Consider the following 12,883-nt stretch of genomic DNA (forward strand, 5'->3'; position numbering starts at 1 on the left):
AACCCTCCTCAACCTAGTCCTATTTATGTGCTGTACGACCATAACACCACCGCCGACTAATCAGCCGACGGGGGTGAATGATTGACCGTTATTCCACTCCGACTTCAGCGCCTTCCAAGTTAAGGCTCAGTTTATCACCTTGAGCATCGTCTTCGTCATCGAGTTCTTTCATCTCGATTTCCTCTTCGTTCTCGCTCAGGATTTTAACGTCCATACCGAGAGACTGAAGCTCTTTAATCAATACCTTGAACGATTCAGGAACACCCGGTTCCGGAACGTTCTCGCCTTTGACGATCGATTCGTAGGTTTTCACCCGGCCGACCACGTCATCGGACTTGACGGTAAGAATTTCTTGCAGCGTATAGGCAGCACCGTAAGCTTCAAGCGCCCATACTTCCATCTCACCGAAGCGCTGTCCGCCGAACTGGGCTTTACCACCCAGCGGCTGCTGCGTAACGAGGGAGTATGGTCCCGTGGAACGGGCGTGAATTTTATCGTCAACCATGTGCGCGAGCTTGATCATGTGCATGACGCCGACGGTAACTTCACGTTCAAAACGTTCGCCCGTCCGTCCGTCGTACAACACGGTCTTACCATTGCGCTGCATGCCTGCTTCTTCCATCGTATCAAACACGTCATACTCGCTTGCACCGTCGAATACCGGTGAAGCCACGTGAATGCCGAGCTGGAGCGCAGCCATACCCAAGTGAACCTCAAGCACCTGACCGATGTTCATCCGTGATGGAACCCCCAGAGGGTTCAACACAACTTGAACCGGCGTGCCATCCGGCAGGAACGGCATGTCTTCTTCCGGCAGAATACGGGCAACGACACCTTTGTTACCGTGACGTCCGGCCATTTTGTCGCCTTCGGAGATTTTGCGTTTCTGTGCGATGTAGACGCGAACCAATTGGTTGACGCCCGGCGGCAATTCATCGCCGTTCTCACGCGTAAACACCTTCACGTCCACGATGATTCCGTCACTACCGTGAGGAACGCGCAGCGAGGTATCGCGCACTTCGCGAGCCTTCTCACCGAAGATCGCATGCAGGAGACGCTCCTCTGCCGTCAGCTCGGTTACGCCCTTAGGCGTTACTTTACCAACGAGAATGTCGCCAGCGCTGATTTCGGCACCGATGCGGATGATTCCGCGCTCGTCTAGGTTCTTGAGTGCTTCTTCCCCTACGTTAGGAATATCACGCGTGATTTCTTCCGGACCGAGCTTCGTGTCACGAGCTTCGGATTCGTACTCCTCGATATGAATCGAAGTGTACACGTCCTCTTTGACCAGCTTCTCGGACAGAAGAATCGCATCCTCGTAGTTGTAGCCTTCCCAAGTCATGAACGCAACGACGACGTTGCGGCCCAGTGCCAATTCGCCCATCTCGGTGGATGGTCCGTCTGCCAGGATGTCACCTTTTTTGATCACATCGCCGCGCTTGACGATCGGACGCTGATTGATGCATGTTCCTTGGTTCGAACGCATAAATTTGTGTAATTTATATTTAACAATATCGCCTTTGACTTCTTGTCCGTCGATATTTTCCACGCGGCGGAGCCAGATTTCGTTGGCGGATGAACGTTCAATAATCCCGTCGTATTTGGATACAATACATACACCGGAGTCTTTCGCAGACTTATGCTCCATCCCGGTTCCGACGAGCGGAGCCTTAGGAATAAGAAGCGGAACAGCCTGCCGCTGCATGTTCGATCCCATCAGCGCGCGGTTGGAGTCATCGTTCTCGAGGAACGGAATGAGCGCCGTCGCTACCGACACGACCTGCTTAGGCGATACGTCCATGTAGTCTACACGGTCGCTCGGCATCGGAAGGATGTTGTCGGATTGCTTGTTATAACGGACGATTACCATTTCGTCAGCGAAGGTACCGTCTTCGTTGAGTTCGGCGTTTGCCTGGGCAACGATGTAGTTATCCTCTTCGTCTGCAGTCAGGTAATCGATTTGGTCCGTGACTTTACCGGTCTTCGGATCCACCCAACGATACGGAGCTTCGATGAAGCCATACTCGTTGATGCGCGCAAACGTCGACAAGGAGTTGATCAGACCGATGTTCGGTCCCTCCGGCGTCTCGATCGGACACATACGGCCATAGTGACTGTGGTGAACGTCCCGCACTTCAAAGCCTGCGCGCTCACGCGTCAAACCGCCCGGTCCGAGTGCAGACAGACGACGTTTGTGCGTCAGTTCCGCTAGCGGGTTCGTCTGATCCATGAACTGGGACAACTGGGAGCTACCGAAGAACTCTTTGATCGATGCGATAACAGGACGGATGTTGATGAGCGCCTGCGGCGTAATCACGTTCGCATCCTGGATCGACATTCTCTCACGAACAACGCGCTCCATCCGGGACAAACCGATACGGAACTGATTCTGGAGCAATTCGCCCACGGAACGCAGACGACGGTTACCCAGGTGATCGATATCATCCGTATTGCCGATTCCATGCAGCAGGTTGATGAAGTAGCTGATGGAGGAGATGATATCCGCCTGCGTAATATGCTTCACGGATTTATCGATGTTTGCGTTCGCGATGACTTTCACGACTTTTCCGTCCTCGATCGGAGAGAATACGTCGATCGTTTGCAGCGGGATATCCTCGCTGTCCATCACGCCGCCGGCAACATGATAATTCTTGAAGCCTACGCTCTTCTCAAGGTAAGGCATAATCTCGTCCAAAAGACGACGGTCTACGGTTTGACCGGCTTCCGCCACGATCTCACCCGTATCGATGTCTATCAAACTTTCTGCCAAACGTTGATTAAAGAGACGGTTCTTAATATGAAGCTTCTTGTTGATCTTGTAACGACCAACGTTAGCCAAATCATAACGCTTCGGATCGAAGAAACGGGCAACGAGAAGGCTCTTCGCATTCTCCAGTGTTGGCGGCTCGCCCGGACGAAGGCGTTCATAGATTTCAATGAGCGCTTTTTCCGTGGAGTCCGTGTTGTCTTTATCCAGCGTATTTTGAATATATTCATCATTGCCCAGAAGATCCAAAATCTCGGCATCCGTGCCAAAACCAAGTGCACGTAAAAGCACCGTTACAGGGATTTTACGGGTGCGGTCGATCCGGACATAAATAATGTCCTTCGCGTCCATCTCCAGTTCCAGCCAAGCGCCGCGGTTAGGGATCACTGTTGCAGTGTACGTCGTCTTACCGTTTTTATCCACTTTCGTGCTGAAATAGACGCTGGGAGAGCGAACCAACTGGCTGACAATAACCCGTTCGGCACCATTGATAATGAATGTTCCGGTTTCCGTCATTAACGGGAAGTCTCCCATGAACACTTCCTGCTCCTTGACCTCGCCGGTCTCCTTGTTAATGAGCCGGACTTTCACGCGGAGCGGCGCCGCATAAGTAACGTCGCGTTCTTTCGCGTCATCGACGGTGTATTTCGGTTCTCCAAGGCTGTAGTCAATGAACTCTAGCACCAAATTGCCTGTGAAATCCTGAATCGGCGAGATGTCCTGGAACATTTCGCGGAGTCCTTCCTCCAAAAACCATTCATAAGATTTTTGTTGGATTTCAATCAGGTTCGGAACTTCGAGTACCTCGTTAATACGAGCATAACTTCGCCGAGTGCGTCGACCATATTGAACAAGATGTCCTGCCAACTTAAACTCACCCCTCATGTCTACTCACTTTAAAAATTTCATTGCGAACCTCTGTTTGTAACACTATAATGGAACATACAGAGGACACTCCCATAAATAGAGAAAAGCCCTTATCGAATACCTTTTCGAAAAAAGAGCAGCTTATCCATGGTTATGATAATCATCTCATATCCTGTAGATTTGCCCAAAATGTACATATTATACGTCAATATGACCGACTTTATGCATGTTTTCGCATAATAAGTCTTGACATTTCAGCCAACTAAAGACAAAGAGACCATCCTAATACTGACATTTTATAATAATACCATACCAGCATACCCAAGTCAACAGCCTAGTCGAACTATTTTAAGAAGATTTCGTCGCTTTGAATATTCGGTACCCTTTATCCTTCGTTACTTCCTCAACCTGGTAAAACAGACTCTCCAGTTTCGCTTTCGCCGAAGGCGCACCCTGCTTCTTCTGAATCACAACCCACAACTGTCCATTCTCGCGCAGATGTTTCCACGATTCCTCGAATATGGCATGCACCGTTTCTTTTCCCGCACGAATCGGCGGATTGGTCAGAACCACATCAAATTGCTGATCCTTCACCGCCTCAAACAAGTCGCTTTCTAAGATCGTAACGTTGATTATACCGTTGCGCTTCGCATTCTCTTTGGCCAATTCGACAGCCCGGCTATTGATGTCGATCATCGTCACATGGCCTTGCGAGGCCATTCTTGCCGCCGTTAGGCCGATCGGGCCGTACCCGCACCCTACATCCAGCACTTGGGCATCCTGCCCGAAATCCATGGCGTCTATTAACACCTTGCTGCCATAATCCACGCCGCCCTTGGAGAACACGCCGGCGTCGCTGACCAAACTAAATGACTGCCCCCGAAGTTCCGTCTTTAGCTCCTTACGATCATGAGCAATCTCCGGCTGGTTTGAGTAATAATGTTGATTCGGCATCATTTCCTCCGTCTTGAATCAAATTCTGCCCGTCTAAGGCATATCGGCCTTAGGCGCTCCATTATTCCAGTATAACCTTTCCTGCGGAGAATCAGTACGCGTTGAGCTCCCCGCCACAATAACAAACCCCTTGAACAAATATTCAAGGGGTTTGCTTCTTGCTGACATTCATCTAGAGAAGTAATTACTTCACTTCTACGGATGCGCCTGCTTCTTCCAATTTAGCTTTAACAGCTTCAGCTTCTTCTTTAGCTACTTTTTCTTTCAATGGTTTTGGAGCGTTGTCAACCAGTTCTTTTGCTTCTTTCAAGCCAAGACCTGTGATTTCGCGAACCACTTTGATTACGTTGATTTTGGACGCGCCTGCGCTTGTCAGGATTACGTCGAATTCGGATTGCTCTGCTTCAGCAGCTGCACCAGCGCCACCTACAACAGCTACTGGAGCTGCAGCAGTCACACCAAATTCTTCTTCGATTGCTTTTACGAGATCGTTCAGTTCCAGAACAGACATACCTTTAATTGCTTCCAAGATTTGCTCTTTGCTCATTTAAGTTGAACCTCCATTTATTATTAAGATTTTATAGTTGTTGTTACACAGCTTCAGCAAGACAAGGCTTATGCGCCTTGTTCTTCCTTCTCAGCAACGGCTTTAACTGCAAGCGCGAAGTTGCGCACTGGAGCTTGAAGCACGCTGAGGAGCATGGAGAGGAGACCTTCGCGGGACGGAAGTTCTGCCAGAGCTTTGATTTCGCTCTCTCCGATTACACGGCCTTCTACTACGCCGCCTTTCAATTTCAACGCGTCGTTTTTCTTAGCAAAATCGTTGAGGATTTTTGCTGGAGCGACAGCGTCATTGGTACCAAAAGCAACAGCTGTAGGACCAGTCAGGACTTCGTCCAGATCAGTCAGCTCTGCTGCCGCAGTTGCACGGCGAAGCAGCGTGTTTTTCAGTACTTGGAACTCGACGCCAGCTTCGCGAAGCTGCTTACGAAGTTCAGTTACTTGCGCAACGTTCAGTCCGCGATAGTCAGCAACTACTGTAGATACGCTCTCGCGCAGCTTAGCAGCAACGACATCAACCGCTTCTTGTTTCGCTTGAATCACTTTTGCGTTTGCCAATGATTACACCTCCTGGTTGTATTAGTAGCGTAAGAGCACCAAGCTCTCCGCTCTTCCTACGGGCACTAAAAAAGCCTCCGTAGAATCACGAAGGCCTGATGAATCATCATTTGGCCGGTACAACCGGACAAATTGTTGACGTTCTATCATAACACCTCGGTAGGAAATTAAGCCTGCTTAGGGCACCTACTGTCTACGGTAAGCATATTCAACTTTAAAGGTCAGTCTCGAAGACTCACAACTGTTACATAATATCAAACCTCATTGACTAAAGTCAATGGTAATATTATCTGTAAACGGTTGTGTTCACGCGAGCGCTTGGTCCCATCGTCGAGGAAACAGCGATACCTTTCAGGTATACACCTTTAGCGGCTGCTGGCTTCGCACGATTCAATGCATCGATGAGAGCTTTGAGGTTCTCATTCAATTGAGCTGCATCGAAAGACACTTTACCGATTGGCGCGTGAATTTGACCTGCTTTGTCCAGACGGTACTCGATTTTACCGGCTTTGATTTCTTGAACAGCCTTGGCAACATCGAATGTAACCGTACCAGCTTTAGGGTTAGGCATCAGGCCTTTACCACCGAGCAGACGGCCAAGTTTACCGACTTCACTCATCATATCAGGTGTAGCTACGCAGACATCGAACTCGAACCAGCCTTGTTGGATTTTGTTGATCATATCCTGATCGCCAACAAAATCAGCGCCAGCCGCTTCAGCCTCTTTCGCTTTTTCACCTTTTGCAAATACCAGAACGCGTTGTGTTTTACCTGTGCCGTGAGGCAAGACAACAACACACGAACAGCCTGGTCTTGTTTACGTGGGTCTACGCCCAAACGTACAGCCGCTTCAACAGTTTCGTCGAATTTGGCAGTTGCAGCCTTCTTCACAAGCTCTACAGCTTCCAAAGGCTCATAAGTTGCTTCGCTGTCAATCAGCTTGGCAGCTTCAACGTATTTCTTACCGTGTTTAGCCATGTTTGTTTTCCTCCTTTGTGGTGTTAGCGGAAATTCCTCCCACATAATCCGGACCTCGTCCGGTTTCAACCGAAAGACGATTAGTCTTCGATTGTGATACCCATACTACGGGCAGTACCTTCTACCATCTTCATTGCAGCTTCAACAGATGCAGCGTTCAGGTCAGGCATTTTTTGCTCAGCGATTTGACGAACAGCGTCACGCTTAACGGTAGCCACTTTCTTCTTGTTAGGCTCGCCGGATCCTTTTTCGATCTTAGCAGCCACACGAAGCAGAACAGCAGCCGGTGGAGTTTTCGTGATGAACGTAAAGGAACGATCTTCAAACACCGAAATTTCAACCGGAATGATCAGACCAGCTTGATCAGCAGTACGTGCGTTGAATTCTTTACAGAATGCCATGATGTTGACACCCGCTTGACCCAATGCAGGACCTACTGGAGGAGCCGGATTCGCTTTACCTGCAGGAATTTGCAGTTTCACAATTTTGATAACTTTTTTAGCCATGGTTGACACCTCCTTGCATCAATAGTGGTAGACGGACGCGTATTTACGCCCTCCCACAAGAAACCTGAAGAATCAGATCTTCTCCACTTGAGTATAATCCAACTCCAGCGGGGTTTCCCGTCCAAACATGTTGACGTGAACTTTCAACTTGCTCTTTTCAGCCAAAATCTCTTCCACGGAGCCCACAAAATTCGCAAAAGGACCAACCTTGATACGAACGGATTCCTTGATGTCGAATTCGATCTTCGGTTTCGGCTCTTCCATGCCCATATGCTTCAGAATCTGTTCCACTTCTTCCGGAAGCAAAGGCGTCGGTTTAGAACCGGACCCTGTCGAACCAACAAAACCGGTCACTCCTGGCGTATTGCGGACAACATACCAAGAATCATCGGTCTGAATCATTTCGACCAAGACATATCCCGGGTAAACTTTACGCATGACGGTTTTTTTCTTGCCGTCTTTGTTTACGATTTCTTCTTCCATCGGAACAAGAACGCGGAATATTTTGTCCTCCATGCCCATGGACTCGACACGTTTTTCCAAATTGGCTTTGACTTTATTCTCATACCCAGAATAGGTATGAACTACGTACCATCTTTTTTCCATATCAAGCCACCTGGGACCCTTCTAAATTATCGCTTCGATCACAGCGGAAATACCGATGTCTACAACCCAAAAATAAATCGTGACAAACACAATGGTGCCTAGAACAATGAGAGTATAGTTCGTCAGTTCTTTACGATTGGGCCAGCGAACTTTTTTAAGTTCCGCCCAGCTTTCAGAGAAAAAGGAAAACAGAGACTTGAAACCACGTTTCACGCCGACTACACCTCCAAAAGAAAACTATCTGGTTTCGCGATGAGGAGTTTGCTCGTTACAGAACTTGCAAAATTTCTTCATCTCCATGCGGTCGGGGTGATTTCGCTTGTTTTTGGTGGTTGTGTAGTTTCTTTGTTTGCAGCTTGTACAAGCCAAAGTGATAATTACCCGCATGATGTGCACCTCCCGAAGACGTCCTTCTTTGTCAGAAGAATCGATATTGATCCTAGTAGAAACAACCTTGTTCTCATCGAAACCCGGTTATTTCTGCGAGATGAATAAAACCGTTGTTCCAAAAGCTGTAACAACGATCCATTCATAAAACACGCGAATTTAGGCCTACCTAAAACACTTTATCACAAGGGTAGCGCCATTTCAAGCCTTTTTCTCTCTGATTGCGGGCTGCAATAAATGCCATTGCCAGCTAAACCAGGGAATAAGTCCCCGGCTTATTGTACACCTTCCGCTGTAAAAAACTGTGGCGTTTCACAGTCTTTGTCCATCTTGCATAGCATTTAGCCTATATCCAGTATGTTCAATCTTCCAACAGATGAAACACCAAATATTACACATTATGCGAAAATGGACATCTCTGAATTGCATCCTATCACGTCTGCCGACAAAAGATCATGGCGGTGAAGCATGCAAAGATCCTTCACCGGCCATCCCGAAATACGATGTTGCAATTAAAAAAAGGCTCTGATTGAGCCTTCTGCTTCTTGTCCGACATTTGCTTTAATTATCCCTGACCTCCAGATAACGCTCAAGCTTTCGCTTTACCCGCTGGAGGGCATTGTCAATCGATTTCACGTGACGCCTCAAATCTACCGCGATTTCTTGATAGGAACGACCGTCCAAATAAAGCATCAAGACTTTCCGTTCCAGATCGCTTAAGATCTCTGACATCTTGTCTTCCAGGCCGACAAACTCCTCTTGATTGATGATCAGTTCCTCCGGATCGCTTACCGCTGTACCACAAATGACATCCAGCAGCGTACGGTCCGAGTCCTCGTCATAAATCGGCTTGTCCAAAGAGACATACGAATTGAGCGGAATATGCTTCTGTCTCGTAGCGGTCTTGATCGCCGTAATGATCTGCCTGGTAATGCAGAGCTCGGCAAAGGCCTTGAACGAGGACAGCTTATCCCCTTTAAAATCACGAATTGCCTTGTACAGCCCGATCATGCCTTCCTGGACGATATCCTCCCGGTCGGCGCCAATCAGAAAATAGGAACGGGCTTTAGCACGTACAAAATTCCGGTACTTATTGATCAAATACTCCAGCGCCCCGCTGTCACCCTCGCGGACCGCCTCGACAATGTCTTCATCGCTTATCACATCATACCCTGACAACATGACTTCCTTGAGGTCCACACTCAATAGAATCCCTCCGGCCCGGAACGCACGGTAGCCCGTCACTCGCTTGAAATATATGACAAGTATATATGATGTCTACTAGACCGTCAACCACGTTCTACCTAAAATAGACCGATAATAACATTTAATGTAAACTATTTCGTAGATTCATATACTGTTTCATTTTCCAAATGAGCCGACCTTTCGTCCCTCATGGTGTAAAACTGTGTTACTCCCTTCGCCAGCGCTCGAACGCCTGTCTCACATCAGGCGGCAGCTTCCCGTCAAGCGTATTTCTGCTCTTGGTATGCTCTTTCGTAATCTTCTGCTTCACTTCGCGCTCGCTCTGCTCGACCTCGCTCAGCAATTCCCGGGCGGACAGCCGGAGTGCTCCTCTAGCAAAAATGACGTGCTGTTCGATTAGATCACTGGTTGCCACATAAATTTTACGCCGTCGATGGCTAAACTCGCCGACAAGCCGCTCAATACACTCATCGGCGGTTTCCTTCTCTTTCGTAAAAAACACCTGCACCTTGCCTTGCGTGTAGGATTTCCCCAAGCCGGGGACCCGGTACGCGTCAAAAATCACCACGACTCTGAGGCCTGAATACGCTTGGTAATCCGCTAATTTCTCAAGCAGCAAGTCCCGCGCTTCGTGCATGCTGCTGTTGGCAAGCTTCGCAAGATGCGGCCAGCCGCCGATCATGTTATAACCGTCGACCAGCAGCACATCCCGCCAATCGGCCATCATCGCTAACCTTGCAGGCGGCGACGGCGAAGCACTTCGTACATGACGACGCCTGCGGCAACCGAGGCGTTAAGCGAATTGATTTTTCCGGCCATCGGCAGTTTCACAAGCACATCGCATTTCTCGCGGATCAGACGCCCCATCCCTTTATTCTCATTGCCGATAACGATGGCGACCGGCCCGTCAAAAACCTCGGTATCATACAATTCCTGAACGGCATCGACCACGGTTCCGACAACCCACACGCCCATTTCCTTCAGTTGATCGATGGTTTGGCCCAGATTGGTCACTCTGGCTACAGGCACATACTCCACCGCGCCGGCCGATGTTTTGGATACCGTTGCCGTTATCTGCGCGGATCTGCGCTTAGGCAATATGACGCCGTGAGCGCCCGTGCAGTCGGCCGTTCGGAGAATCGATCCCAGATTGTGCGGATCCTCGATCTCGTCCAGAAGCAGCAGGAAAGGCGGCTCGCCTTTTTCCTCCGCGGCCTTCAGCAAATCGTCCACTTCCACATAAGCGTAGGGTGCCGCCTGGGCAACCACGCCTTGATGCTGGACTCCCGGAACCATCTGATCCAGCTTCCGTTTGTCCACATGCTGAATGACGATGCCCAGCTTCTTCGCTTCCGCGATGATCGGCAGGGTCAGATGCTTTTGCGCGTTTTCGGCAATCCATATTTTATTGATCGTGCGTCCGGATTTGAGCGCTTCCGTGACGGAATGCTTACCGGCTACTACTTCCTCTTCTTGCATCATGTAGGTCTCCTCCTGCATATCAGCCTGCGTCCCCCTCGCTTGGGAAAAACCGGCTGTATCGTTTCATGTTGATGCCTATATTGCCACATGGTTTATTTAACGGACCCCTCGATAAACTCGATGCTCTTTCCGATGAGTTCACGGAGACGGTCCTGCTCTCCCGCATAATATAAATACCCAACCAGCGTCTCGAATGCCGTTGCATGCCGATATTCCAGCACGTCGGCATTCTTCGGTATGCTGCCTGATTTGGCATTGCGCCCCTGACGCACCACATCGCGCTCTTCCTCCGTCAGCTCCGGATCCAGAAAAGCCAATATCCGGCTCTGCGCCTTCGCCGACACGAAGCTCGTGGCCGAACGGTGCAAGTGATGGGGACGGAGATTGGCCCGTGATATCAGAAACTGCCTCACCGCCACCTCATAAATGGCATCCCCGATATAAGCGAGCACGATGGGCGGGATTAAACGGGCCGGCTTCGACGGCGGAAAATCAAACCAGCCTACTGCAGGATCCTGATGCTTATCCCCGCTCATTTACGCCGCCAGCGCATGCCCTGCGCCGTATCCTCCAGCACGATGCCTTCGTCCGCCAGCTTGTCGCGGATTTCGTCCGCTCGGGCCCAGTTTTTATTCTTGCGGGCTTCGACACGTTCGGCAATCAGCGCTTCGATTTCCTCATCCAGCAATTCATCCGTACCATTGTTCACGATGCGGAGCACGCCGTTCATTTCGTTGAAAGCACGCAGCACTTCATGCAGATCCGCGGCAGGAATCGATGCTTCCTTCAGCAGCTGATTCGCCTCGCTGGCCCATTGGAACATCGCGGTGATGGCGTCCGGCGTGTTGAAATCGTCCTGCATTTTCTCGTGAAATTCGACAAGCACGGCCGATATTTTGTCGGCTACGTCCTGGCTGACTTGATCGTCCTTGGAGCCGATCGCCGTGCCCAATCGATGTTCGACGTTTGCCGCCGCATTCGCGAGGCGTTCCACGCTGTTCTGTGCCTGTTCCATCACCTCGTCGCTGTAATTCAGCGGGTTGCGGTAGTGGGTGGACAACATGAAATAGCGCACGGCTTCTTTCGTATATTGTTCGCGAAGTTCCTTAACCAATACGCCGTTGCCCAGCGATTTCGACATTTTCTCGTTGTTGATGCGGATATATCCATTATGCATCCAATAGTTCGCGAGCGGTTTGCCCGTCAATGCCTCGGACTGCGCCACTTCGCATTCATGGTGCGGGAACTGCAGATCCTGGCCGCCGCCGTGGATATCCAAGGTATCCCCGAGATAGCGGCGAGCCATGGCGGAGCACTCGATATGCCAGCCCGGGCGGCCGTCGCCCCATGGACTGCTCCAGTAGATCTCTCCCGGCTTCGCGGCTTTCCACAGCACGAAGTCCTCCGGATTTTCCTTCCGCTTATCCACTTCGATCCGGATCCCGAACTGCAGCTCATCGAGGTTCTGCTGGGACAGCTTACCGTAGTCGTCGAACTTGCGGGTCCGGTAGAATACGTCTCCGCCGTTCTCATAAGCAAAGTCGCGATCAATGAGCTCCTGGATGAATTCGATGATGCTCTCCATATTGTCCGTTACCCGCGGATTCAATGTCGCTCTGGGTATGCCGAGACCGTCCAAATCCTCGTAATAGGCGTTGATGAACTTCTCCGCAACCTCCGGAACGGTCGTCCCGGTTTGCTCCGCTTTCCGAATCATTTTGTCATCCACATCCGTGAAGTTCACTACGTAATTCACGTCGTTGCCCTGATTCTCGAAGTACGCTCGAACCACGTCGAAAAAAATCATCGGGCGGGCATTGCCGATATGGATATAGTCGTACACGGTAGGACCGCATACGTAGATCTTTACCTTTCCGGGTTCCTGGGCAACAAACGTTTCTTTCATGCGGGTTAGCGTGTTATAGATTTGCAGTGCCATATTGTATCATCTCAATCCTTTCGTTCCATCGCTTATTGTCTTTTACTTCAAAAGCCTGCGTAACGCATTGAT

General features: G+C 49.9%; 13 protein-coding genes, 1 pseudogene and 1 other annotated feature. All 14 genes and pseudogenes read right to left on the minus strand.

From position 1 onward, the window contains the following. Positions 1–88 precede the first annotated feature (88 nt). The 14 genes and pseudogenes from rpoB to cysS all read right to left on the minus strand — a co-directional run bounded on the left by rpoB (position 89) and on the right by cysS (position 12,811). A complete protein-coding gene (rpoB, locus tag GYMC10_RS28580; RefSeq protein WP_036662748.1) occupies positions 89–3,634 on the minus strand; it encodes a DNA-directed RNA polymerase subunit beta in 3,546 nt (1,181 codons plus the stop codon). Positions 3,635–3,982: 348 nt separating this feature from the next. Then, on the minus strand, positions 3,983–4,588 hold the full coding sequence (locus GYMC10_RS28585; protein WP_015737629.1) for a class I SAM-dependent methyltransferase: 606 nt from the start codon (positions 4,586–4,588) through the stop codon (positions 3,983–3,985). A 184-nt stretch (positions 4,589–4,772) separates the two neighbouring features. Beyond that, positions 4,773–5,135 carry a 50S ribosomal protein L7/L12 gene (gene rplL / locus GYMC10_RS28590; protein ID WP_009591984.1) on the minus strand — a complete coding sequence of 121 codons (363 nt, stop codon included), beginning with the start codon at positions 5,133–5,135 and terminating at the stop codon, positions 4,773–4,775. Between the two features lie 68 nt (positions 5,136–5,203). Then, positions 5,204–5,707 carry a 50S ribosomal protein L10 gene (gene rplJ, locus GYMC10_RS28595; RefSeq protein WP_009591975.1) on the minus strand — a complete coding sequence of 168 codons (504 nt, stop codon included), beginning with the start codon at positions 5,705–5,707 and terminating at the stop codon, positions 5,204–5,206. A 58-nt stretch (positions 5,708–5,765) separates the two neighbouring features. Next, positions 5,766–5,924, minus strand: a sequence feature (ribosomal protein L10 leader region). Positions 5,925–5,993: 69 nt separating this feature from the next. Beyond that, positions 5,994–6,685 (minus strand): annotated as a pseudogene (gene rplA / locus GYMC10_RS28600) (50S ribosomal protein L1). Positions 6,686–6,765: 80 nt separating this feature from the next. After that, positions 6,766–7,191: a 50S ribosomal protein L11 gene (gene rplK, locus GYMC10_RS28605; protein WP_006212938.1), complete on the minus strand. Its 426-nt coding sequence runs from the start codon at positions 7,189–7,191 to the stop codon at positions 6,766–6,768. A gap of 72 nt (positions 7,192–7,263) precedes the next feature. Next, complete coding sequence (nusG, locus tag GYMC10_RS28610; protein ID WP_006212939.1) at positions 7,264–7,797, minus strand: transcription termination/antitermination protein NusG; 534 nt, start codon at positions 7,795–7,797, stop codon at positions 7,264–7,266. Positions 7,798–7,818: 21 nt separating this feature from the next. Further along, complete coding sequence (secE, locus tag GYMC10_RS28615) at positions 7,819–8,010, minus strand: preprotein translocase subunit SecE (protein ID WP_006212940.1); 192 nt, start codon at positions 8,008–8,010, stop codon at positions 7,819–7,821. 24 nt (positions 8,011–8,034) lie between these two features. Further along, positions 8,035–8,184, minus strand: a complete 150-nt coding sequence (gene rpmG / locus GYMC10_RS32080; protein ID WP_006212941.1) for a 50S ribosomal protein L33 — start codon at positions 8,182–8,184, stop codon at positions 8,035–8,037. 561 nt (positions 8,185–8,745) lie between these two features. Further along, complete coding sequence (sigH, locus tag GYMC10_RS28620) at positions 8,746–9,390, minus strand: RNA polymerase sporulation sigma factor SigH (protein ID WP_006212942.1); 645 nt, start codon at positions 9,388–9,390, stop codon at positions 8,746–8,748. A 205-nt stretch (positions 9,391–9,595) separates the two neighbouring features. Then, complete coding sequence (locus GYMC10_RS28625; protein WP_036662755.1) at positions 9,596–10,114, minus strand: NYN domain-containing protein; 519 nt, start codon at positions 10,112–10,114, stop codon at positions 9,596–9,598. A gap of 5 nt (positions 10,115–10,119) precedes the next feature. Further along, positions 10,120–10,872 carry a 23S rRNA (guanosine(2251)-2'-O)-methyltransferase RlmB gene (gene rlmB, locus GYMC10_RS28630; protein WP_036662775.1) on the minus strand — a complete coding sequence of 251 codons (753 nt, stop codon included), beginning with the start codon at positions 10,870–10,872 and terminating at the stop codon, positions 10,120–10,122. Between the two features lie 92 nt (positions 10,873–10,964). Further along, on the minus strand, positions 10,965–11,408 hold the full coding sequence (locus GYMC10_RS28635) for a Mini-ribonuclease 3 (RefSeq protein ID WP_009591968.1): 444 nt from the start codon (positions 11,406–11,408) through the stop codon (positions 10,965–10,967). Further along, complete coding sequence (gene cysS / locus GYMC10_RS28640) at positions 11,405–12,811, minus strand: cysteine--tRNA ligase (RefSeq protein WP_015737632.1); 1,407 nt, start codon at positions 12,809–12,811, stop codon at positions 11,405–11,407. The genes GYMC10_RS28635 and cysS overlap by 4 nt, the downstream gene beginning before the upstream one ends. Between the last annotated feature and the right edge of the window lie 72 nt (positions 12,812–12,883).

The organism is Paenibacillus sp. Y412MC10, from assembly GCF_000024685.1.
GTDB lineage: Bacteria > Bacillota > Bacilli > Paenibacillales > Paenibacillaceae > Paenibacillus_AQ > Paenibacillus_AQ lautus_A.

Bases quoted from the DNA above. Each gene is read 5' to 3' on its own strand.
- GYMC10_RS28585 (WP_015737629.1), bottom strand. From the start codon at position 4,588: ATGCCGAATCAACATTATTACTCAAACCAGCCGGAGATTGCTCATGAT.
- rplL (WP_009591984.1), bottom strand. From the start codon at position 5,135: ATGAGCAAAGAGCAAATCTTGGAAGCAATTAAAGGTATGTCTGTTCTG.
- rplK (WP_006212938.1), bottom strand. From the start codon at position 7,191: ATGGCTAAAAAAGTTATCAAAATTGTGAAACTGCAAATTCCTGCAGGT.
- nusG (WP_006212939.1), bottom strand. From the start codon at position 7,797: ATGGAAAAAAGATGGTACGTAGTTCATACCTATTCTGGGTATGAGAAT.
- rpmG (WP_006212941.1), bottom strand. From the start codon at position 8,184: ATGCGGGTAATTATCACTTTGGCTTGTACAAGCTGCAAACAAAGAAAC.
- GYMC10_RS28625 (WP_036662755.1), bottom strand. From the start codon at position 10,114: ATGGCCGATTGGCGGGATGTGCTGCTGGTCGACGGTTATAACATGATC.
- rlmB (WP_036662775.1), bottom strand. From the start codon at position 10,872: ATGATGCAAGAAGAGGAAGTAGTAGCCGGTAAGCATTCCGTCACGGAA.
- GYMC10_RS28635 (WP_009591968.1), bottom strand. From the start codon at position 11,408: ATGAGCGGGGATAAGCATCAGGATCCTGCAGTAGGCTGGTTTGATTTT.
- cysS (WP_015737632.1), bottom strand. From the start codon at position 12,811: ATGGCACTGCAAATCTATAACACGCTAACCCGCATGAAAGAAACGTTT.